Genomic DNA, 23,058 nt, shown 5'->3' with positions numbered 1-23,058 from the left:
CTCGATATTGATGATATTTTTTAGAGAAGCCCCGTTTAAGCGGGGCTTTTTCTTTGATCAACTGTTTTTTATCTAAGGTAGAAAGCGTATGATAGGGGAGAAATTATCGTGAAATTGTCATGATATTAAAGGATCGCTTTATCACTAGTTTTTAGATCTTTTAGATCATTTTTTTTAGATAAATTAAAAGAGCCGATTGCGCTATAATCAATTGTTATTATTTGCTGTCATTTGTCGTTTTTTGTTATGAGAGATGGTTTTGTTGATCTTTTTTGACATAGCTTGCTCTCCATACCTTCAATCTTGACTTCAGGTAGTGGTAAATAGTGCCTTACGGATATTGATGCTTATTTCAGAGCTTATTTTTTGATAGTTAGAAGGTTTTCTCCATGTTTGCAACAGACTCAAAGCACTTAATTGTCGGTTTTGGTATTACAGGACTCTCCATTGCAAAAGCCCTTACTCGTTTAGGGGTGGAGAAGATCTGCGCTATTGACTCGAGGGTTAAGCCCCCGCATGAAGCGGAGATGGCACAACTTTGTCAAAAGATGGCAATCGGTAGTTTTAAAGATAGTACTGCAAGTGATCTATTAGAGAGTTGTGATTATCTCTGGATCAGCCCCGGAGTTCCCCTTGTAACGCCAGAGTTGGCCTCTACTATTGCACGGTTGCCGGCAGAACATGTTGGGGGAGATATTGAGCTTTTTGCCCGCCTAGTTAAAGAGAATATTATTGCTATCACCGGCACAAATGGGAAGAGTACTGTCACAACCCTTTTAGGTTCTATCTTTGCGCAACTTCCTTATGATCTCTATGTCGGCGGTAATTTAGGGCAGCCAGCTTTAGAGCTTTGGATGGCTTCAGAGGATCGAAAAGAGAAGGTGCAAGAGCCCCTTTTTATCCTTGAACTCTCCAGTTTTCAGTTAGAGACCACCTACTCATTACAAGCTGATATTGGTGCGTTACTCAATCTTTCGCGAGATCATCTCGATCGATATCGAGATTATGAGCATTATGTTGCGGCGAAATTAGCACTGATTAAACAGTCATCTGAGATTGTTATTCCTGCTGATGAGCCCCTAATCGATGCCTTTTTAGCAACGGAACTACCACGACGTGGCGAGGAGGAGATTGCTCGATTCTCACTGACTGATAATGCGAAGACCGATTATTATGCCTCATTAGAACGTCAAGAAGTTGTGAGCCGTACCGGGGAGCAGGTCAGTTATGCAAAGACACAATTAAGGGGACAGCATAATCTTCTTAATATTGTTGCATCTGTAGCAATTGCAGAACGATTTGGCGTTTCATTAAGAGCGATAGAGGCGGGCATTACCAATTATCAGCCATTAGCACATCGTTCTGTCAAGGTCCGGGAAATTGATGGGGTGACCTACTATAACGATTCAAAGGCGACAAATCTCTCTTCAACAGAAGCTGCTATTTTGGGCTTCCCCGAGCGAAAATGGTTGATTTTAGGGGGCGTTACTAAAGAGCAAGATTTTTCACCGCTTAGAGAACTTCTACAAAAAAATATTGCGGGAGTTGCGCTGATTGGAAAGGATTATTCCGCGATACTGCCTCATATTCCAGAGAGCGTTCCCTATTTTGAGTGTGGGACTCTTGATACTGCATTGGTTCAATTAAAAGCGTTAGCTTTGCCGGGGGAGATTGTTCTTTTTTCCCCTGCTTGTGCAAGTTTTGATCAATTTAAGGGGTTTGAAGAGCGAGGTCGTATCTTTGAGACATTAGTTCATGCGCTATAAGCGTGATTGAATGCTCAATATTGAGCCTGTTTGTGGTACAATTTTTTCTCTTTAACGAATAGATTAGGTGTAATTTGAAGAATATGTCTAAACGCATTCCTCGTGGTGTCCATCTTGATCCTTGGTTGCTGATCACTTCTTCGCTCTTTCTACTGATTGGGCTCTTGATGGTGACCACGGCATCGGGATATGTTGCAGAGTATTATGGTCTCTCTCCTTACCACTATGGGATTAGACAAGGACTCTATATTGCTATCGGGCTCACTTTCGCCATATTTGCTTTTAAGATTAAACTTAATATCTGGTATAAGCTGACACCGATACTGATGCTCTTCTCTTTTGTTGCACTTGTATTGGTGTTGATTCCCGGCATCGGTCGAGAAGTTAATGGTGCTTTGCGCTGGATTCCCATCTCATTTTTTAACTTTCAGCCAGCCGAGATGGCAAAGTTTGCGGCACTAACCTATATCGCCTCCTATCTTCATCGACAGAAAGATCGGATTGGGTCTAAGATTTCAGCATTGATTATTCCGCTCTTCGTGATGGGTGTTTTAGGCGTTCTGCTCCTTTTAGAGCCTGATTTTGGTTCTACGGCTATCATCTTTGTGGTTGGTTTGGGGTTGCTCTTTATTGCCGGCGTCTGTCTTTGGCGCTTTGCGATTGTGCTGGCGCCGACGTTAATTGTAATGGCCGTTATCCTCTATACTTCCCCCTATCGTCGTGCCCGGTTATCAGGCTTTTTACGCCCATGGGAAGATGCTTATAATCAGGGGTATCAGCTAGTTAACTCCCTGATCGCAATTGGTCGAGGGAAGCTCTCTGGGGTTGGAATCGGTGAGAGCATGTCCAAGCTAGGTTATCTGCCAGAAGCGCATACCGACTTTATTTTTGCAATCTATGCGGAAGAGTTTGGCTTTTTTGGTGTGATTTTCCTCGTTCTCATCTATATGATCTTCCTCTATCGTACTTTCAATATTGGAAGAAGAGCAGAGCAGCTCGATCTCAATTTTGCAGCTTATATCTCTTATGGCATCGGTTTATGGCTAGGAACGCAAGCATTGATTCATATGTGCGTTGCTTCAGGGTTATTGCCAACAAAGGGTTTAACATTACCGCTGATGAGTTATGGGGGATCGAGTATTATCACGATGATGGTGGGCTTAGGGCTGCTCTTTCGGGTTGATCGAGTTGTGCAGTTACGAGAGTTGCAAAACTATCAAGATGAGCAAGAGCTAGCGGCTCAACGGGAGATTGCAGAGAGCAAGATAAGGGTGGCGATGAAATGAGTAGCATGCGTGGAACGATTGTTATTATGGCCGGCGGTACGGGAGGGCATATCTTCCCCGGGATTGCTGTTGGCGAGGCGCTGCAAGAGCAGGGTTATAAAATTGAGTGGCTCGGTGCAAATGGGTTGGAACTTAAACTTGTACCACAGCATGGCTTTCCCCTCTATTCATTAGAGATTGCCGGCATTCGAGGTAATGGCTTGAAGGGGTGGTTAAGGCTTCCATGGCGTTTAACAAAAGCGGTCTTAGATGCGCGTCGCTTCTTTAAGAGAGTCTCACCTCTTTGTGTTGTGGGGTTTGGAGGCTTCGCTGCAGGTCCTGGAGGATTAGCTGCCAAATCGTTAGGGATTCCGATTATTATTCATGAGCAAAATGCCGTGCCCGGTTTGGTTAATAGAGTCTTATCGCGACTCAGCTGTGTTAATTTAGCGGCATTTAATGCCGAGTTACCCCATGCGAAAGTGGTGGGGAATCCTGTTAGAGAGGGATTGTTAACGCTTAGCCCTTATGAGCAACGATATGGCGCACGAAGTGGAAGACCATTACAGATTCTTGTTGTGGGAGGTTCGCAAGGAGCTCGAATCTTAAATCAGGTGATGCATGCTTTTGCTCAAACAGAGATGGCTGGCGCTTATCAAATCTGGCATCAAACAGGGGAGGCTTTCTATCAGGCTCATAAGAATGATGCCTGCTTTCAGAGTGAGCATTATCGCTTAACCCCCTTTATCGATGATATGGTAGAAGCGTATGGATGGGCAGATCTTGTGATCTGTCGTGCAGGCGCTTTGACTGTTTCCGAAATATTAGTGGCAAATGTTGCAAGTTGCTTTATCCCTTTTGCAAAAGCCGTTGATGATCATCAAACCAAAAATGCCGAAGCATTAGCAGAGATTGGAGCTGCGTATCTCTATCCTGAGAGCGACTTTAATCTAGCAACACTTCAAGAGATGTTAACTCATTTTACAAGAGAAAAAGCCATCGAAATGGCGAGTAAAACCAAAATTTTAGCGAAACCTGAAGCGACAGCTGAGATTGTTTCAGTAATTGAAAAGGTCATAGAATCATGAATCAAAAAAGTTATATTTGTCCCTCTGAAATGCGCCGTATTGAGAGAATTCACTTTGTTGGAATTGGAGGTTCGGGGATGTGTGGTATCGCCGAGGTGCTTCTTAATTTGGGGTATGAGGTGACAGGATCAGATATTGCCGCTTCACCTGTTGTTGATCGCTTAATTGATCTGGGCGCTTTAGTGTGGATTGGCCATCAAAAAGAGCATGTGATCGGTGCTGATGTTGTTGTGATCTCTACCGCTGTCAAAGAGGATAATCCGGAGGTGATTAGCGCTAAAGCGGAGCGTATTCCTATTATTCAGCGAGCGCAGATGCTTGGTGAATTGATGCGTTTTCGTTTTGGGATTGCTGTTGCCGGTACTCACGGGAAGACGACAACAACCAGTCTTTTAGCCTCTATTTTAGATGAGGCAGGGCTTGATCCAACCTATGTTATCGGTGGACGTTTAAATAGCTCTAATGTGAATGCGCGTTTAGGTTTAGGGCAATATCTTGTTGCAGAAGCGGATGAGTCTGACGCCTCATTTCTTCATCTTCATCCTATGTCTGCCATTATTACCAATATCGACCAAGACCATATGAGTACTTATGGGGGGGATATTGAAAATTTACGTCAAACATTTGTCGATTTTCTTCATCTGCTTCCTTTTTACGGCTTGGCGGTTCTCTGTATCGATAATGAAGAGGTTGCATCGCTTATCCCACGAATTCATCGTCCAATAATCACCTATGGTGAGAGTGAAGGGGCAGATTATCAGCTTCTCAATTATGAGTCACGTGGTATGCAGACCCGCTTTGAAGTCAAAATGCCACATGGAGTGAGTGAATTTACCGTTGCTCTTCCAGGAAAATATAGCGTTCTTAATAGCTTGGCTGCAATCGCAATTGCTAATGATTTAGGGGTTCCTCATCCCGCTATCCGTCGTGCTTTACGCCGTTTTAAAGGTATTGGTCGTCGCTTCCAATTCCACCCTTCTGTTCCATTACAGAGAGGGGGAAGTGTAGAGGTAATGGAAGATTATGGGCATCATCCGACAGAGATTAAGGCCGTCTATGAGGCTTTAACGACAGCTTATCCTGAAAAGCGAATTGTTGTTGCATTTCAACCTCATCGAAATTCAAGAACAGCTGAACTCTATGAAGAGTTTATTGCGGTCTTATCAGAGATCGATACAGTATTGATCACTGATATCTATTCGGTAAGAGAGGCTGAAATTCCCGGAATTTCAGGTGAGAAGTTAGCAGAAGATGTGGCCAAGAAAGGGGGGAGAAATACCCTCTATGTAGGATCGATCGATGAGATCAGAAGTGCTTATGCCAAAATCGCCCAAGATGGTGATCTCATAGTGATGATGGGGGCGGGCAATATCGGTGGCATTGCTGCCAATTTTTATAAGGGAGGGGCACTCTAAATGGTTTCAGCATTAAATCGATTTGAAGACCCGAAGGTTTTCGGTAAAGTTGCCGTTGTCTACGGTGGTCATTCATCGGAGCGAGAAGTCTCGCTCTGGTCGGGAGAGGCTGTTTTAGCAGCGCTCAAAGCACAAGGGATCGATGCTCATGGGATCGATACTGCCGAGGTAGAGCTGCTTTCTCATCTAGTAGCTGAATCTTTCGATCGTGTCTTTATTGTCCTTCATGGTCGTGGTGGGGAAGATGGTGTTTTACAAGGTGCGCTCGAGTATCTCAATATTCCTTACACCGGGAGTGGAGTATTAGCTTCTAGTGTAGGGATGGATAAGTTAAAGAGTAAGCAGATTTGGCAAGCTCTGGGGCTTCCTGTATTAGAGTCTTACCTTCTCAATTCAGAAGAGGATGTTGCTCGGTTAGCGCCGATCTTAAGATACCCAGTAGCAGTTAAGCCGGCAGAAGAGGGATCGAGCATTGGTGTTAGTCGTGTTGAGAGTGCGGATGATCTGCTAGCTGCATGGAAGGCTGCAGGAGGCTATAATTCTCCTATATTTGCAGAGAATTGGATTGTGGGTAATGGTGAATATACCTGTGCGATCTTAAATGGTACGGCGCTCCCCATTATTCGTATGGAGACCGATTTAGCATTTTATGATTATGAGGCAAAATATCTCCGTGAAGATACGCGTTATTTCTGTCCATCGGGATTGAGTCAAGCTGATGAGATGCGGTTTAGAAAACTCTGTGAAGAGGCTTTTCATGCATTAGGAGCAGATGGTTGGGGGCGCGTTGATTTTGTCTTAGATCGCGATAATAATCCCTGGTTATTGGAGATCAATACCGTTCCAGGAATGACAAATCATTCGCTTGTTCCTTTAGCGGCAAATCGTGCCGGCATCTCCTTTGAGCGCCTCTGTTGGTTGATCTTAGAAGGCTCTTTGTGATCTTCTTTAGGGATATTTCAGAACCATTACATTGATGTATAATAGGCTATAGTTAATCTTGAGTAGATCATATATTTTGTTGCAATCGAATTATCGTACCTCTCGACCCAAACGTCGTCAGCGGTCAGGTGTTGTCCAGAAAAAGCCCTTTGATTGGCGACAATTTGGGAGATTTCTCTATCGCTTATTACGCTATCTTCTCTTAATCGCACTTCTTGTTGCGATCTTTGTCGGTCCCTATTGGGGATGGCAATATTTAAAAGAGAATAATCTCTTTTTTAAAATAGAGACGGTTTCTGTCTATGGAGAGATTGAGCATCTTCCAGAAGAGCGAGTCAATGAGTTGGTAAAAGATGCGATTGGGCAAAATCTGATCGGATTAGATATGAAAGGTTATCAAGATGAGATCCTCTCTGAGAGCTGGATTAAGAGTGTCTCTCTTAAACGAAATTGGTTTCATGAGTTAGAGGTGCATATTGAAGAGCAAGCACCGGTGGCGATCTGGAATGGTGTTGAGATGATCGATGCATCAGGAGAGCGATTTACCCCCTCTTTTTATCCTCAAGGAGAGTGGGTCTTTCTTGCAGGCCCTGATGGTCGTGCGCTAGATGTCTTAGAGGTTTATAGCCGGACTAAAGAGCGCTTAGAGGGAACCGGGTTTCAACTGAGTCATCTCTCATTAGATGAGAGTGATTCATGGAGTCTTGTTTTAGATGATCAGCTCTTGCTCATTATGGGGTCTGAAAATTTCGATCAACGCTTAGAGCGATTTCTACGGCAATTTTCAGATCGAGAGGTTCTTGATAGAATTCAACATATCGACTTTAGATATAAAAATGGATTCTCTGTAAAGTGGAAAGAGAATTCAGATAGTATAAAGAATAAATTATAAGGTGCAGAAAGATGACGGATACCTCAGTTTCATCAGTAGGAGTTTGCATAGATATAGGAACGAACAGAGTCGTTGGTATGATGGCAGAAATTCGGGATGATGGGTCTATTGAGATTATTCGAATTATCTCAAAACCCTCTCGAGGCATTAAGCAGGGGAGTATTGCCAATATAGCGCCAATCTCCAACATTGTTCGCGATATTATTGCGGAATTTGAGCGTGAAGAGAATGTAAAGGTTCTTTCTGTCTCAACCTCTATTACGGGCACCCATATTCGTAGTCGTCAGAATAATGGTGTTGTTACGATTTCAGGGGATCGCTTTACTGAAAAGGATAATGATCGAATCTTACAGGAAGCGGGTAAGATTAAACTTGATGCCGGAGAGAGCGTTCTCCATGTATTGCCACAAAAATATATTATCGATGGGGGAAGTCCTGTTGAAAATGCCATTGGACTCTCAGGGGTTAAGTTTACTCTTGATGCTCATCTCGTAACAGCATCGACCAATGCGATCAATGATATTACTAACTGTATTACAGAGAGCAATGTAGAGATCGATAATATTATCTACGAAGGTGTTGCTGCTGCGATTAGTGTTTTAACTGAGGATGAGATGCAACGTGGTGTCACCCTAATCAATATTGGTGCGGGAATAACCGATGTTGTTGTCTATAAAGGTGGGGCGGTTGTCTATCACTCTCCTATACCATTAGGTGGCAATGATGTGACAACTGATATCGCTAAAATTAAGCGTTATTCCACCCAAGTTGCTGAGAGTATAAAGTTAGAGCATGGTAGTTGTCTTGGCTATAGTAGCTATGATGATAGTTTTAAATTACCGGTGATTACCAATCAGACTGAAAATAGAACAATGTCTCGTCGAGAGCTCTCTTCTATTATTGAAGCGCGCTATCGTGAAATTTTTGAGATTATCCGAATGAATCTTGAAGATGCCAATGTCTATCTACCTCATGATGCCGGCGTGGTATTGACGGGAGGCGGGAGTATGATCCCGGGATGTGCTGATCTAGCGCAAGAAATTATGGAAAAACCGTGCCGTATTGGAACTCCATTAAATGTCATATATGATAAGGGTGAAGGATTGACGCCGGAACATGCAACAGTTGTTGGGCTTTTAGCCTCTCATAAGTATGACAATATCTGGCAAAAAGAGTTACAAAAAACAATGCCAAGTGGTAACTTTTTTAGTAACATATATAAGAAAATCACTGGAATGTGTCGAAACTACTTCTAGTGTTGTTAAGAATACGAATAAAATGAGGATTTATAATGTCCATATTTGAGTTGCAGCAAGATATTAACGAACATGGCCCTGTTATAAAAGTAATAGGTGTGGGTGGCGCTGGTGGTAATGCGATTACTCATATGGTTGATTCCGGATTAACGGGAGTAACGTTTATTGCCGCAAATACAGATGCTCAAGATCTAAGAGAGGCGAAAGCAGATATTCGCATTCAATTAGGAGAAGCATTAACTCGTGGTTTAGGTGCGGGTGCAAATCCAGAGATTGGACGTCAAGCTGCAGAAGAGACTAAAGATCACATTAAAGCAGAATTAAATGGTGCTGATATGGTCTTTATCGCTGCAGGAATGGGTGGTGGAACAGGAACCGGTGCAGCGCCTATAGTTGCTGAAATTGCAAAAGAATTGGGCATCTTAACGGTTGCGGTTGTTTCAAGACCTTTCTCGATGGAGGGTAAGAAGCGTGATCAAGCCGCAAATCAAGGATTAAAACAGTTAGCACAACAAGTTGACTCGCTTATTACAATTCCTAATGACCGTTTAATGAGCGTTCTTGGGAAAGGGGTGAGTCTCTATGATGCTTTCAGTGCAGCGAATAATGTTCTCTTCAATGCGGTACAAGGGATTACTGATAGCATTATCAAGCCAGGAATGATCAATCTCGATTTCAATGACGTTAAGACAGTTATGAAACAACAGGGATTGGCAATGATGGGGGTAGGGCTCTCATCAGGGGATAATGCGGCAAGAGAGGCGATTCAACAAGCGATCTCTTCACCACTATTAGAAGAGGTGAGTCTAAAGGGAGCTAAAGGTTTACTGGTTAATATTTCTGGTGGGCCTAAATTGAGTATCGGTGATCTTCATGAAATTGGTGCAATCATTAGTGATTATGCTAATGAAGAGACGACCGTTGTCTTTGGTGCCGTGATTGATGAAGAGATGGGGGAAGATATTCGGGTAACGCTTGTAGCAACAGGGTTAGGTGAATATCAAGCTCCGATCGAGCGTGGTAGTATTGCAGATCAACTATTAGGTAGAACTATAAAGCCTGCGGCAGCAACAATTCCGACGGAACCTGCGGTAAAAGAGCAACCTAAAGCCTCGTCATCATCACAATCTTCAGGATATCTCGATATCCCTGCTTTTTTAAGAAAAAATTCTTAATCGCTTCAGCTGATACTCTTAATTTTAGGAGATAGCGTTGAAGAGAAGATTAATGAATAGAGGAATCTCTAAGTAAATAATATGCTAAAACAGAGAACAATAAAGAGTTTAGTCCAAACAACAGGTATCGGCCTTCATTCTGGGAAGAAGGTCTATTTAACCTTGCGCCCAGCAGGCATAGATCAGGGAATTATCTTTAGAAGAACAGATGTTGATTCGCCCGATATTAAAATTCAGGCTGATTCTGTTGTTAGTACGCAACTTGCAACCAAGATTGCATCCCCTTTAGCGCCAGATGTTACTATCTCGACGATAGAGCACTTAATGTCTGCGTTGTGTGGTTTGGGAATTGATAATATTATTATTGAAGTAAGCGCGCCAGAGATTCCGATTATGGATGGTAGTTCGGCGCCTTTTGTTTATCTTATTCAATCGGCAGGTATTCAAGAGCAGAATGCGGCGAAGAAATTTATTAAAATTAAAAAGCCGGTCGTTTATAAACATGAAGATAAATTAGCAAAGCTTCTTCCATATGATGGATTTAGACTCGATTTTACAATCAAATTTGATCATGCTGTCTTAGATAAGACCAATCCTCAGCATCGTTGTGAGTTTTCAAGTCAATATTATATTGAAGAGATTGCTCGTGCGAGAACGTTTGGTTTTATGAAAGATCTAGAGCTAATGCGAGAATTAAACTTAGCGTTGGGTGGCAGTATGGATAATGCTATTGTTGTGGATGATTACCGTATTCTCAATAGCGATGGATTGCGTTATGAAGATGAATTTGTTCGCCATAAAGTTTTAGATGCGGTAGGAGATCTTTATGTATTAGGTCATCCTATTATTGGAGAGTTTGTTGGCTATAAAGCGGGGCATATGATGAATAATATGTTGATCCGTGAGCTGGTAAAAGATCCATCTGCATATGAGTTTGTGGTCTATGAAGAGGCAGAGACATCACCTGTTACATTTAAGGTGCCGGCCTGGAATTAAATTTAGTAATAAAAGTGAGTAGTAAAAGTTAGTAATAATTTAGTTATTTTCACTAATGGCTCTTTTAATTTCTTTGAAAGTAGCGTATAGTTTGTGGTTTACGATTTTATATTGAATAACGTGTCTCTATATAATATAAAAAAGTTTTGGATTATAGTTGAATATAGGATATAAATTTTTATGGTTACAATTCGTCTAGCTCGTGGAGGCTCTAAAAAGCGTCCTTTCTACCAAATCGTTGTTGCGGATCAAAGAAACTCTGTAACTGGTAAATACATTGAGCGTCTTGGCTTTTTTAATCCCATCGCTAAAGGTGGAGAGAAACGTTTAGAACTTGCCCAAGATCGTGTAGATTACTGGGTAGGAGTGGGAGCACAACCTTCTGAGCGTGTTGCATCTTTAATCAGAGAAGCTAAAAGAGCTGCTGCTAAAGAAGCTTAATAGCTTATAAAGTAGAGTTTTAGAGCCATCTTACAATTTCAGTAAGGTGGCTTTTTTGTGTCAAATAAGGAGAGATCATGAGTGATGAAAAGATCATTGTAGGGAAAATCAATGGTTTTCATGGCGTTAGAGGCTTTATAAAAGTCTTTTCTGAAACAAGACCGAGAGAGGGAATTTTAGAGTATTCTCGCTTTTTTATGAAGCAAGGTAATGAATGGATTACTTTAGAGGTTGATGGTCGGCAGAAGCATAATAAGCACGTTCTCTTAAAGTTTGAAGGATATGATTCCCGGGATGCTGTAGAACCACTATTGGGGCAAGAACTCTATATTTCACGTGAAGATATGCCGGAGTTAGAAGATGGTGTTTACTGGCTTGATCTTTATGGTTTAAAGGTGATCAATCATGAAGGGGTGGAGTTAGGAGAGATTGCTGATATCTTTGAAACAGGTGCTAATGATGTGATTACTGTTAAAGGTGCTAAAGGTGAGATGATGATTCCTTTTTCGATGGAGTATATCGTTATGGAGATCAATCTCGAAGAGGGTTATGTTCAGGTTGATTGGGATGAAGAGTAGAGATGAAGGGTAAGTTGATCATCGATGTTATCGCCTTAATTCCCGAGTTAATAGCTCCTATTATCGAAGATGGGGTTGTTAGTCGTGCTCATAACAATGAGCTCTTTGAGCTCCGTTTTTGGAACCCCCGCGATTACTCTACAGATAATCACCATACAGTGGATGCCCGTCCTTATGGTGGGGGACCGGGAATGGTGATGATGTATGAGCCTTTGAAGAAGACTTTTGATGCTATTGAGAGCTTTAGAGGGAGTAGAGGCTTACGTCTCTATATGTCTCCACAGGGAGATCTTCTGAAGCAGCAACGTGTCAGAGAACTTAGTGAAGAGCAACATCTTATTATTCTTTGTGGCAGATATGAGGGAGTTGATCAACGTATTATCGATACAGAGATTGATGGTGAGATCTCTGTTGGTGACTATGTGCTCTCAGGTGGGGAGTTAGCTGCTGCCATCTTAATTGATGCGATTGTCCGAATCCTTCCCGATGCGATCTCAAATGAGGAGTCTCATCTTCATGACTCTTTTAGTATTGGAGATCAGCTTGATCATCCTCACTATACTCGCCCGCGGGAGATTAATGGCTTAAAGGTGCCGGAAGTACTCTTTTCTGGCGATCATGCAAAAATTGCTCAATGGCGTGACGCAGAGGCAAAAGCAAGAACGGAAGCGAGACGAGTGCGTTTACGGCAAGAAGAGTTGTAGCGCCGTTAAGCAGAGAGTAGAAAGTAGGAGAGGAAAAAGGGAAGCTAATTATTAAGCTTCCCTTTTTCTATTTTGTCATCTATTGGTTCTGTTATCTCTAATTTATCTCTAATTCATCTCTAATTTTAACCCTATATTCTTGGCTAGAATGATTCTGATTCAGGACTCAATTAGCTCTTAATGACCTTTAGATAGAGTAGTAGAGCTTGTATTCCATAGGATTAGGTGTTTCTGCTACTTGATTGATCTCTTTCTGTTTCAGTGCAATGTAAGAATCGATAATACTATTGCTAAAGACCCCACCTTTAAGGAGGAATTCACGATCCTGATCTAGCGCCTCTAATGCCTCATCAAGATTACGGCAAACCTTAGGGATATTATTTAGGAGTTCGCTCGATAGATCATAGAGGTTCTCATCAGCGGCAGGTCCTGGATGGATTTTGTTCTCAATGCCATCTAAGCCCGCCATAAGAAGTGCCGAAAATGCTAAGTAGGGATTTGCCGTTGCATCAGGGAAGCGCACTTCAATACGGCGTGCTTTTTCATTAGCGACATAGGGGATCCGGATAGATGCTGTTCTATTTTTAGCCGAATAGGCTAAGAGCACAGGTGCCTCAAAGTGAGGAACAAGGCGCTTATAACTATTAGTTGAGGCATTTGTAAATGCATTAAGTGCACGCGCATGTCGGATGATGCCACCAATAAAGTAGAGGGCATCTAATGAGAGATTGCTATATTGATCTCCGCAGAAGATATTGTCGTTCTCTTTAAAGAGAGAGATATGGACATGCATTCCAGATCCGCTCTCACCATGATAGGGTTTAGGAAGGAATGTTGCACTTTTACCGTGAAGATCGGCTGTTGTTTTTGTAACATATTTGAGACGTTGTACCTCATCTGCTTTTTTAAGAAGCGTATTGTAACGAACGCCAATTTCACATTGTCCTGCAGAGGCGACTTCGCGATGATGAATCTCTACTTCAAGCCCCATCTTTTCTGCATTTAAGACAATCTCATTACGAAGGTTGTGTAACTTATCGACAGGTTGAAGTGGCGAGTAGCCTCCCTGTTTTTCGGCATAATGTCCAGAATAGGAGTTTTCATCATTTGATGACCAGTAGGAGGTATCTGATTGTAACTGATAGCTCATATGATCTGGTGCAATATTGTAACGGACGCTATCGAAGATAAAAAACTCATTTTCTGGGCCAAAAAAAGCTTGATCTGCAATATTGAGGTTTGATAGATGCTCTTCTGCACGACGTGCAAGCGCTCTCGGATCTCTCTCATAATAATCCATTGTATCGGGCTCTAGAACATCACAAATTAAGACTAGGGTCGGATGTTGAGCAAGATGATCGACGAAAGCAGTCTCAGGACGAGGTAAGAGAATCATATCTGAGCACTCTGTCTTCTTCCATCCTTTAAAGCTTGAGCCATCAAAAAACTTACCCTGAGTGAAGAGGTCTTGGTTCGCTTGTCGTGCTGGAATAGTAAAATGATGTTCTTGTCCGATCATATCGGTTAAACGAAGATCGATGAATAAAATCCCATTTTCTTTAATAAACTCTAAAATGGAACGAATACTATCAGCCGGCATGCTCACTCCTTAAATTTTCCATGTGGTGTAAATCGGTATTCTACACTAATTTTTAGGAAAAATGCTCAATAAAGTGGTAGTAACAATAAAGAAAACGATAAAGAAAATAATTGCGTAAAGGGTGGCAAAGGGATCAAAAAAGAGATTGCTGAAAACTGACTGGGAATTTGTCCAAGATATTTAATAGATACTTACGAAGATATTTGCTCCAAACTTGTTAAGAATTTGCTAAGAGCTTGCCAAGAATGTGCCGCATGCAATTGACTGAGGCATTTATACAAATATTTTTTGTAAAACTGCAATAGTCAAGAAGCTTGCTTAAAAAGAGGAAGCCTTTTTTTATCCCTTTCGCTTTTAGGGAGAGTTCCGTAGAATGCTCTACAATATAACTTATGTTTAAAGAGATAGAGATTAAATAATAGAATGAAAATAACTACTTGGAATGTTAACTCAGTCAATGTTCGTTTAGCCCATTTAGAGCAGTTTTTGAAAGAGGTTTCCCCTGCGGTGATAGGTCTGCAGGAACTAAAATCAGTTTCAGAAAAATTCCCCTTAGAAGCTTGTGAAGCATTGGGTTATCACGCTGCAGTTAATGGACAGCCCACCTATAATGGTGTGGCGCTATTATCTCGTTTTCCGATGAGTGATATTCTCTTTGATCTTCCAGGATTTGAGGATAGTGAGAAGCGAGTTATTACCGCAACGATCAATGGCGTTCGAGTAATTAATGCTTATGTTCCAAATGGACAGAGTCCCGACTCTGACAAATATCAATACAAGTTAAATTGGTTACAACATTTTAAGGTATTTATTGAGGCACAGCTTCAGATCTATCCGGAACTTATCGTGATAGGGGATTTCAATATTGCCCCTACCGATGATGATGTTCATGATCCTAAGAGCTGGAAAGGAAAGGTGCTCTGCACCGACGCGGAGCGAGAAGCTTTCTTTCAACTTCTCGATTTAGGGTTAATCGATGCTTTGAGAATAGAAGCACAACCGGCAGGACTCTTTACTTGGTGGGATTATCGTCAGAATGGATTTGAGAAAAACAGTGGTATTCGGATTGATCATCTATTATTATCAACAGTAGTGAGTCGACGATTTGTGACCTCTAAAGTTCATTTGGAGTATCGAGCGATGGAACGCCCTTCAGATCATGCGCCGGTCTCTGTTCTGTTGAAGGATAGTGAAAAAGATACGGATAGGGTATCGAAATAGAGCAGAGATAGCCTACTATTACTAGATGTCGATAGAAGTTGATAGATAAAGTAGCAGATCGTAAAAGTGGAAATAGCTGCATAACGCAATCTATGTAATAGTTAAGAGAAGGACGAGATGGAGGGAGCTCATTGAAAAGCCCCTGTATTAAATTTGATAAGGAGAGAATTATGTTTGGTGGTAGTATTGTCGCGATAGTCACCCCGATGTTTCCGGATGGTCGTATTGATTATGATTCATTTGAAAAATTGGTTGAATTTCATATTGAAAATAAGACAGATGCGATTGTTGCGGTAGGTACAACAGGAGAGTCTGCGACAATTAACTTCGATGAGCATCGTGAGGTTGTCAAACGAGTTGTTGGTTATGTTCGTGGGAGGGTTCCTGTGATTGCAGGAACAGGTGGCAATTCTACAGAAGAGGCGATTCGCTTAACCCATTGGGCAGCTGAAGATGGTGCCGATGCTTGTCTCTTAGTTGCGCCTTACTACAATAAGCCACCACAAGAGGGACTCTATCAACACTTTAAGTTGATTGCCGAGACTGTAGATATTCCACAAATTCTCTACAATGTACCGGGGCGTACAGCATCTGATATTTTGCCAGATACTGTTGAAAAATTAGCAAATCTTAAAAACATTGTTGCGATTAAAGAGGCGAGTACTTTCGAGCGTGTAGAGCAATTAGTTCGTCGCGTAGGTGATAAGATCGATATCTTAACTGGAGAAGATGGTATCGCTGCTAAGTGTGTATTAGCCGGGGCAAAAGGGGTGATCTCTGTTACGGCAAATATTGTGCCATTAATGATGCATGAGATGATGGAAGCGGCTTTAGCAGGGGATGAGCAACGCGCTTATGAGATCAATGATAAGATCAAAGAGCTTCATCATGTCCTCTTTTTAGAGGCAAACCCAATCCCTGTAAAATGGGCACTTCAGCAGATGAATCGTATCCATGCCGGAATCCGACTCCCCTTAGTTCCGCTCGACAAGCAGTATCATCTAACAGTACGTGAAGCGATGAAGGGTGCAGGACTTCTATAAGTCACTGTCAGATAAGTATAAAATTAAATTGTTATGAAAAAGGCATCTTATTGTTTTTTTCAGCTATAATTTTCAAAACAAGTATTTTGTGATTGTTTCAATTGCCGATACGATAACAAGAATTTTATTCAGTAAAGGTTGTTTCATGTATACAAAAAAAATAGCGTTTGCAGTGGTGCTATCTGGCTTAATTATAGGTGGGTGCTCTACTCAAAATGTGCAGTCACGAGATAATTTGCGTTATTTGAAATCATCGCAAGTTAATCCTTTAGAGTATCCACCAACATTGGTTAAACAGACTGAGACGAATGTTGAAGCAGCAACGACACTGCAAGAGTATAGAGCTTATCAAAAACGGGCAGCTTCGAAGGTATTGCCAACTGCGGGTGAGAGCATTACATTTATCGAGTCAGAAGGTGGTCGTCGCTGGATCAATACAGGGCATACGCCAGATTTTGTTTGGCAGCAGGTTCACCAGCTCTTAAGACAATTAGGATTAGAGATTGAATCTCAAAGTCCTGAAGCTGGTCTTATTGAGACTAAGTGGGCAGAGAATCAAGCAGATGTGCCGGAAGGATTTATCCGAGGCTTAATTAAACGAGTTGCAAGTAATCTATTAGGCTCCTCATCGAGAGATAAATTCAAGATTCGTTTAGAGCGGGAAGGAGATCGAACGCTGATTTTTGTGACACACTATGCGATGAAAGATGAAGCAACTGGAAATGATGATCAATTCCATCGATGGGTAGATGCTCCTAAAGATCCTGAACTGGAGGCGGAATTTATTGCACGCCTTGCGGCAAGATTAGGAGGTGACGGTAGCACCGCTATGGGAAAGCAGGGGCTTCCCGTCACTGATCGGGAAGGGTTACAACTTATCATTAAAAATCGCTCACAAGATGTTGTATGGGAGCAGGTGGCTAATATCTTAGATGATGGGGTCAAATATAATGTATTAGAGCAATATGCGGATCTTAATACATTGCGTGTTGGGCGAACGGTTAAAAAGCGTCGGTTTTGGTTCTTTAGCCAAAATGATCCCGAAGGTGAAGTCTATTACATACGGATCAATCCCGTGGGTGAAGATCAAACACAGATCGATGTCTTACCTGTGTTAACGCTCAATCACCTCGAAGAGATGATGGAAAAGGTACAGACAGGATTGAAGTAGATACCTGATAATCTGATAAAATAGAGACGCCTGGTTATTATTTAGCCAGGCGTTTCTTCTATTTGAGAGAATATGAGTGAATATGAGCGAAGGAGAGAGTTTATGAGTCGACGTATTGCTAAATTAGCACCTCACGTCATCAATCAGATTGCAGCAGGAGAGGTGGTTGAGAGGCCCGCTTCTATTGTGAAAGAGTTGGTCGAAAATAGTATTGATGCCGGAGCAACTGAAATTACCATCGATATTAAGAGTGGTGGAATCGATCATATTATTGTTCAAGATAATGGTCATGGGATTGCCAAAGATGATCTTAATTTAGCATTGTCGAGTCACTCCACAAGTAAAATTCGTTCATCAGAAGATTTGATAGAAGTTTCAACTTTAGGATTTCGTGGAGAGGCACTCCCGAGTATAGCGGCGGTTTCACGTCTAACATTGATATCACGAGAGCGTGGTGCTGAATATGCTTATCGTGTTGATGGAAAAGGGGATGACCTAGGGGAGGAACCAATGCCGGCCTCTCTCTTAGAGGGGACTCGAATTGAAGTGAAGGATCTCTTTTTTAATGTGCCGGCAAGACGTAAATTTCTTCGAACTGAGCGAACAGAATATAGCCATATTGAGACCTTAGTGAAGCGTTTAGCCCTGATTCGTTATGATATTGCATTTACCTTAATCCATAATGGTCGAGAGCAATTTTCATTACATCGAGCAGAGACCTTAGAGGAGAAGCAAAATCGCATTGCTGCAGTATTTAATCAGGAATTTTTAGCAGAGAGTTTTCATTTTAGCCATACAAAGAAGATCCCTCTCGATGATTATGATACCACTCGTACTTTAACGATAGAGGGTTGGTTAGCAAAACCGACATTTTTTCGCAATAACAATGATTGGCAATATGTCTATGTGAATGGACGTATGGTGAAAGATCGCCTGGTAGCGCATGCAATTCGACAAGCTTATCGTGATGTGATGTATAGCGATAAGCACCCTGTATTTGTTATCTACTTAACGCTCGATCCGGCAGCAGTGGATGTGAATGCTCACCCTCAAAAACATGAGGTAAGGTTTCGGGAATCAAGAATGGTGCATAACTTTCTCTTTAGCACGTTGAATCATGTTATCTCTCAACCTGAGGTTTTAGAGGGGCATGAGAGTCTCCCTGTCGTTGCCACGTTAGAGGATGAGGGCTCAAAGGGGTTCTCGTCATCAGTATCATCAGGGTCATCAATAGCTTCTAGCGGTCAGAAAGGTTTCTCTTTTGGTGCGCCTCCGGCAAAGAGTTATAAACCGGTCAATCTTTATGAGGCGATTGGCGCATCGACAGAGCATTTGACACCTTTAACAGGAAGTGCTGAAGCATCTTATGGCGTGAGTGCCGGCAGTAATGGAGAGCTTCAATCAGGGGGTGATTTAGTAAAATTGAACGCCTCTCAGGAAGAGCAAGCAGCAGGGCTCGATCCTGATGAAGCGCCTTTAGGCTATGCATTAGGACAGTTGCATGAGGCTTATATCTTGGCAGAAAATCGACAGGGACTCGTGCTTGTCGATATGCATGCAGCGCATGAGCGAATTATCTATGAACGATTTAAGAATGCGATTGCTACAGAAGAGGGGATTATTCGTCAAGCACTCTTGATTCCAAAGCCGATCGATGTCTCAAGTCATGAGATTGCGTTAGTTGAAGAGTTTCAAAAAGAGCTACAAGATTTGGGGTTAATCATTGAGGTTTTAAGCCATAATAGTATCGTGGTGCGAGAAGTGCCGGCAAGCCTGATTCGTGCGGATATTGAGAAGTTGGTGATAGAGGTTCTTCACGATTTCGATCAATATGGATCTAGTCAAAAAATTACAGAACATCTCAATGAGATCCTCTCTACGATGGCTTGTCATAGCGCTATTCGCCATCATCGGCGTTTAACATTGCCGGAGATGAATGCATTACTGCGTGATATGGAGCGTACTGAGCGCGCAGGTCAATGCAATCATGGAAGACCGACATGGCGCACCTTAGCCTTAACAGATCTCGATAAACTCTTTTTTAGAGGGGAGTAACATATGCAAAATAATCAAAAGAAGTTGGCAGTTATTTTTGGTAATCCCGTTGCACAATCAAAATCACCAGAGATGCAGATGCAATTTGGAAAAAATGTCGATATTGAGCTCAATTATTTAAAAGTATTAACAACGCTTCCTCAATTTGAGACAAGTTTGAGAGAATGGATCGGGAAGGGGATTGTAGGTGCAAATATTACCGTGCCCTTTAAAGAGGTTGTGATGCCCTATTGTGATCGCTTAACAATTGAGGCGGAAGAGGCGAAGGCAGTTAATACGATTCGTATCGAGAAAGATGGTTCGATTACAGGTCATAATAGTGATGGGATCGGACTGCTAAGAGATATTACAGAGATCAAGGGGATCGATATTACCGGTAAGCGCATCTTGGTATTAGGTGCTGGCGGAGCGGTTAGAGGGATTTTAGGGCCGCTTTTAAGTCACAAGCCCGCATCACTCATCATCACGAATCGCACTTTTTCTAAAGCGAAAATGTTAGCAGGAGAGTTTTCCCATTTAGGAGAGATTAAGGCCGTAGAGCGAGATGATTTGATGGGGAGTTTTGATCTGATTATTAATGGGACAAGTGCCTCTTTACAAAATGAGTTCCCGCCACTACCTGCCGGCGTGATCAGCTCTCACACTATCGGTTATGATCTTGTTTATGGTGACCAGCCAACCATTTTTATGGAGTATCTTCTCTCGGAAGGGGGGAGAGCGGCTTATGATGGATTAGGGATGCTCATTGAGCAGGGGGTTTACGCATTTGAGTTTTGGTTTGGTAAGCGCCCTAGCATTGAGGGGGTGCTAGAAATTTTTGGGCGTGCTTCTTACGCCCCCTTTTATGATCAATAGATCTGCCTTTTATCAGACAGAGAAAGTGAGATTTTGGTATCATTTCAGAATCATTATTTTAGGATAGAGAGATATGTCGGAAGAAAAAACCCATTTTGGTTATCAAACCGTAGATCGTGATGAGAAAGAGGCTAAGGTGGCGGAGGTTTTCCACTCAGTTGCTAGCCGTTACGATGTGATGAATGATGTGATGAGCTTTGGTATTCACCGCTTATGGAAAAATAGTGCGCTCTCATTATCAGGCGCTCGTAAGGGGCAGAAAGTTCTTGATCTTGCTGGAGGTACGGGAGACCTAACAAAGCGTTTGAGTAAGCGTGTTGGCTCGGAGGGATTGGTGGTTCTCTCTGATATTAATGAGTCGATGTTGGAAGAGGGGCGTAAGCGTCTTATCAATGAAGGGATTGTTGGAAATGTTGAATTTAAACAGATCAATGCTGAAGAGATCCCCTTCGAAGATGCTACCTTTGATCTTGTGACAATCGGTTTTGGTCTTCGCAATGTGACCGATAAGATGAAGGCTTTAAAAGAGATGCGCCGGGTCTTAAAGCCGGGGGGCCGACTCTTGGTATTAGAGTTTTCTAAGCCGGTTGTTCCTGGATTGGCAACTGTTTATGACTTCTACTCATTCCAAATTATTCCTAGAATGGGGCACTTGATCGCAAGTGATGGTGATAGCTATCGTTACCTCTCTGAGTCGATCCGGATGCATCCGCCGCAAGAAGAGTTGCGCGATATGATGCTAGAAGCAGGTTTTGATGAGGTTGATTATAAAAACTTGACTGGCGGTATTGTTGCGATTCATCGAGGATTTGTCTATTAGAGCAGAGTTGAGGAGGGGGTGAATCTCAATTCACTCCCTATCTACTTTTGTGTCGCGTGATACTTGTTACATTTATAAAATAAGGATGCTTTGATGATTGCTCGTAGTTTGCGAATGATTCAGATTTGGTGGATCTTTTTACGCTTTGGCCTCTATGATCTTGCCTTTATGATGCCGGGATTGCGTCATTTGCGTTTTCTTAAGCCTCTACTCTCCCTCTTTAATGCACATAAGGGAACAGCGTTACCGGTTCGCATTCGTCTAGCATTAGAGCAGTTAGGGCCCACCTTTATTAAGTTAGGTCAAGCTCTCTCAACACGCTACGATCTGCTCGATCGGGAGATTGTTGTCGAGCTTGTAAAACTACAGGATCAGGTTAAACCTTTTCCGACAGATGTCTTAATCGATATTATTGAGCGCTCTTTTGATAAGCCTTTAATGGAGATCTTTAAAGAGTTTGATGAAGTGCCGATGGCCGCCGCTTCTATTGCACAAGTCCATAGTGCGCTATTGCATAATGGGCAAGAAGTTGTGGTAAAAGTTGTTCGTCCTGATATTCAGAAGGTGATCAAACGCGATATTGCGATCATGGAGGTGTTAGCCTTTATGATAGAGCGTTACTATCCTGATGGTAAGCGTCTGCGTCCTGTTGAGATTGTTGAGGAGCATGCAAAAACTATTCTCAATGAGCTTGATCTAACGATTGAAGCGGCTAATGGGGCGCAATTGAGGGAGAACTTTCGGGATTCTAAGATTCTTTATGTGCCGGAGATCTATCTCGATTATGTGCGTAAAAATGTCTTGGTTATGGAGCGCATTTCAGGGGTGCCTGTTGGCGATATTGCAACGTTAAAGGAGCTTGGTGTCAATATTCCGCTTCTAGCGCAGCGTAGTGTCGATATCTTCTTCACCCAAGTCTTTGAGCATAGTTTTTTCCATGCAGATATGCATCCTGGCAATATCTTTGTCGATGTGAGTAATCCCGCTGATCCAACCTATATCGCGCTTGATTTTGGTATTATCGGCACTCTAAATGAAGAGGATCAGCACTACTTAGCAAGTAACTTTTTAGCTTTCTTTAATCGAGATTATCTAAAGGTTGCTGAGCTGCATGTTGAATCGGGCTGGGTTCCTCCCGATACTTCTGTGGGAGATTTTGAGGCAGTGATTCGCTCTCTTTGTGAGCCGATCTTCAATAAGCCCTTAAAAGATATCTCATTTGGTGCCTTTCTTCTCTCCCTTTTTCAAACGGCGCGTCGCTTTAAGATGGAGATGCAGCCTCAATTGATGCTATTGCAAAAGACCCTCTTTGCAATCGAGGGATTAGGGCGAGAACTCTATCCTGAGCTCGATTTATGGGCAACAGCAAAACCTTATTTAGTGGAGTTTGTGAAGAAGAAGCGGGGGCCCAAAGCGATTGTATCCCGTTATCGTCGAGATATCCCGATCTGGATAGAGCAATTGCCTGACCTGATGCAAAATGGTCAGCTAACGTTACAGCAAGCGGCAAAAGGGAAGTTGAAGGTCAATTTAGCAGATAATGAGTGGACTCGTTTGGCTAAATTAGAGCATGATTCAACTATCCGGAGAATCTATGGCGGTATCGGTGCAGTCTTTCTTTTAGCACTTTTATTAAAATTTGAGGAGAGTTCGCTCTGGATGATTCTCTCATTGGGGGGCGCATCATTACTCTTTCTCTATTTAGCATTGAAGAAGAGAAACCATTAGCGTCGTTAAAGATTCTTAAACTACTCGGATTAACAACTTAGATTGCT

At 42.3% G+C, this 23,058-nt stretch carries 20 protein-coding genes; 19 read left to right on the top strand and 1 reads right to left on the bottom strand.

Annotation, left to right across the window (positions count from 1 at the left end; genetic code table 11):
• Positions 1 to 389 precede the first annotated feature (389 nt).
• From murD to trmD, 12 genes are all read left to right on the top strand, one after another.
• Positions 390 to 1,766, top strand: a complete 1,377-nt coding sequence (gene murD, locus DC082_RS04340) for a UDP-N-acetylmuramoyl-L-alanine--D-glutamate ligase (protein ID WP_109235904.1) — start codon at positions 390 to 392, stop codon at positions 1,764 to 1,766.
• Positions 1,767 to 1,849: 83 nt separating this feature from the next.
• On the top strand, positions 1,850 to 3,052 hold the full coding sequence (ftsW, locus tag DC082_RS04335) for a putative lipid II flippase FtsW (RefSeq protein WP_229821575.1): 1,203 nt from the start codon (positions 1,850 to 1,852) through the stop codon (positions 3,050 to 3,052).
• Complete coding sequence (gene murG / locus DC082_RS04330; RefSeq protein WP_109235903.1) at positions 3,049 to 4,119, top strand: undecaprenyldiphospho-muramoylpentapeptide beta-N-acetylglucosaminyltransferase; 1,071 nt, start codon at positions 3,049 to 3,051, stop codon at positions 4,117 to 4,119. Before ftsW ends, murG begins: the two co-directional genes overlap by 4 nt.
• Positions 4,116 to 5,534, top strand: a complete 1,419-nt coding sequence (murC, locus tag DC082_RS04325) for a UDP-N-acetylmuramate--L-alanine ligase (RefSeq protein WP_109235902.1) — start codon at positions 4,116 to 4,118, stop codon at positions 5,532 to 5,534. The genes murG and murC overlap by 4 nt, the downstream gene beginning before the upstream one ends.
• On the top strand, positions 5,535 to 6,476 hold the full coding sequence (locus DC082_RS04320; RefSeq protein ID WP_109235901.1) for a D-alanine--D-alanine ligase: 942 nt from the start codon (positions 5,535 to 5,537) through the stop codon (positions 6,474 to 6,476). It begins immediately after the preceding gene.
• Positions 6,477 to 6,552: 76 nt separating this feature from the next.
• Positions 6,553 to 7,368 carry a cell division protein FtsQ/DivIB gene (locus tag DC082_RS04315; RefSeq protein WP_133243683.1) on the top strand — a complete coding sequence of 272 codons (816 nt, stop codon included), beginning with the start codon at positions 6,553 to 6,555 and terminating at the stop codon, positions 7,366 to 7,368.
• A gap of 11 nt (positions 7,369 to 7,379) precedes the next feature.
• Entirely contained in the window at positions 7,380 to 8,624 is a 1,245-nt protein-coding gene (gene ftsA, locus DC082_RS04310; protein WP_094566888.1) for a cell division protein FtsA, read from the top strand.
• 41 nt (positions 8,625 to 8,665) lie between these two features.
• Complete coding sequence (gene ftsZ / locus DC082_RS04305) at positions 8,666 to 9,799, top strand: cell division protein FtsZ (protein ID WP_189363313.1); 1,134 nt, start codon at positions 8,666 to 8,668, stop codon at positions 9,797 to 9,799.
• Positions 9,800 to 9,880: 81 nt separating this feature from the next.
• Positions 9,881 to 10,795, top strand: a complete 915-nt coding sequence (lpxC, locus tag DC082_RS04300) for a UDP-3-O-acyl-N-acetylglucosamine deacetylase (protein WP_094566890.1) — start codon at positions 9,881 to 9,883, stop codon at positions 10,793 to 10,795.
• Positions 10,796 to 10,975: 180 nt separating this feature from the next.
• Positions 10,976 to 11,236 carry a 30S ribosomal protein S16 gene (gene rpsP / locus DC082_RS04295; protein ID WP_094566891.1) on the top strand — a complete coding sequence of 87 codons (261 nt, stop codon included), beginning with the start codon at positions 10,976 to 10,978 and terminating at the stop codon, positions 11,234 to 11,236.
• A gap of 77 nt (positions 11,237 to 11,313) precedes the next feature.
• Entirely contained in the window at positions 11,314 to 11,814 is a 501-nt protein-coding gene (rimM, locus tag DC082_RS04290) for a ribosome maturation factor RimM (protein WP_109235898.1), read from the top strand.
• A 2-nt stretch (positions 11,815 to 11,816) separates the two neighbouring features.
• Positions 11,817 to 12,518: a tRNA (guanosine(37)-N1)-methyltransferase TrmD gene (gene trmD / locus DC082_RS04285; RefSeq protein ID WP_109235897.1), complete on the top strand. Its 702-nt coding sequence runs from the start codon at positions 11,817 to 11,819 to the stop codon at positions 12,516 to 12,518.
• Positions 12,519 to 12,705: 187 nt separating this feature from the next.
• Here trmD and glnA read toward each other — a convergent pair whose 3' ends face one another.
• On the bottom strand, positions 12,706 to 14,118 hold the full coding sequence (gene glnA / locus DC082_RS04280) for a type I glutamate--ammonia ligase (RefSeq protein ID WP_109235896.1): 1,413 nt from the start codon (positions 14,116 to 14,118) through the stop codon (positions 12,706 to 12,708).
• Positions 14,119 to 14,541: 423 nt separating this feature from the next.
• On the opposite strand from glnA, the gene xth reads away from it, so the two are divergent.
• From xth to ubiB, 7 genes are all read left to right on the top strand, one after another.
• Positions 14,542 to 15,339 carry an exodeoxyribonuclease III gene (gene xth, locus DC082_RS04275; protein WP_109235895.1) on the top strand — a complete coding sequence of 266 codons (798 nt, stop codon included), beginning with the start codon at positions 14,542 to 14,544 and terminating at the stop codon, positions 15,337 to 15,339.
• 170 nt (positions 15,340 to 15,509) lie between these two features.
• The gene (gene dapA / locus DC082_RS04270; RefSeq protein ID WP_109235894.1) at positions 15,510 to 16,382 is read left to right on the top strand and encodes a 4-hydroxy-tetrahydrodipicolinate synthase; all 873 of its coding nucleotides are present in this window, start codon (positions 15,510 to 15,512) and stop codon (positions 16,380 to 16,382) included.
• 244 nt (positions 16,383 to 16,626) lie between these two features.
• Complete coding sequence (bamC, locus tag DC082_RS04265) at positions 16,627 to 17,553, top strand: outer membrane protein assembly factor BamC (RefSeq protein WP_157957401.1); 927 nt, start codon at positions 16,627 to 16,629, stop codon at positions 17,551 to 17,553.
• A gap of 102 nt (positions 17,554 to 17,655) precedes the next feature.
• On the top strand, positions 17,656 to 19,608 hold the full coding sequence (mutL, locus tag DC082_RS04260; RefSeq protein ID WP_109235892.1) for a DNA mismatch repair endonuclease MutL: 1,953 nt from the start codon (positions 17,656 to 17,658) through the stop codon (positions 19,606 to 19,608).
• A gap of 3 nt (positions 19,609 to 19,611) precedes the next feature.
• A complete protein-coding gene (gene aroE / locus DC082_RS04255; RefSeq protein ID WP_109235891.1) occupies positions 19,612 to 20,463 on the top strand; it encodes a shikimate dehydrogenase in 852 nt (283 codons plus the stop codon).
• A 73-nt stretch (positions 20,464 to 20,536) separates the two neighbouring features.
• Entirely contained in the window at positions 20,537 to 21,283 is a 747-nt protein-coding gene (gene ubiE / locus DC082_RS04250; RefSeq protein ID WP_109235890.1) for a bifunctional demethylmenaquinone methyltransferase/2-methoxy-6-polyprenyl-1,4-benzoquinol methylase UbiE, read from the top strand.
• Between the two features lie 93 nt (positions 21,284 to 21,376).
• Positions 21,377 to 23,011: a ubiquinone biosynthesis regulatory protein kinase UbiB gene (gene ubiB / locus DC082_RS04245; RefSeq protein WP_109235889.1), complete on the top strand. Its 1,635-nt coding sequence runs from the start codon at positions 21,377 to 21,379 to the stop codon at positions 23,009 to 23,011.
• The last annotated feature ends 47 nt before the right edge of the window (positions 23,012 to 23,058 follow it).

It is taken from the genome of Ignatzschineria indica (genome assembly GCF_003121925.1).
Classification (GTDB): domain Bacteria; phylum Pseudomonadota; class Gammaproteobacteria; order Cardiobacteriales; family Wohlfahrtiimonadaceae; genus Ignatzschineria; species Ignatzschineria indica.
This window is presented reverse-complemented; position numbering and strand designations above follow the sequence as displayed.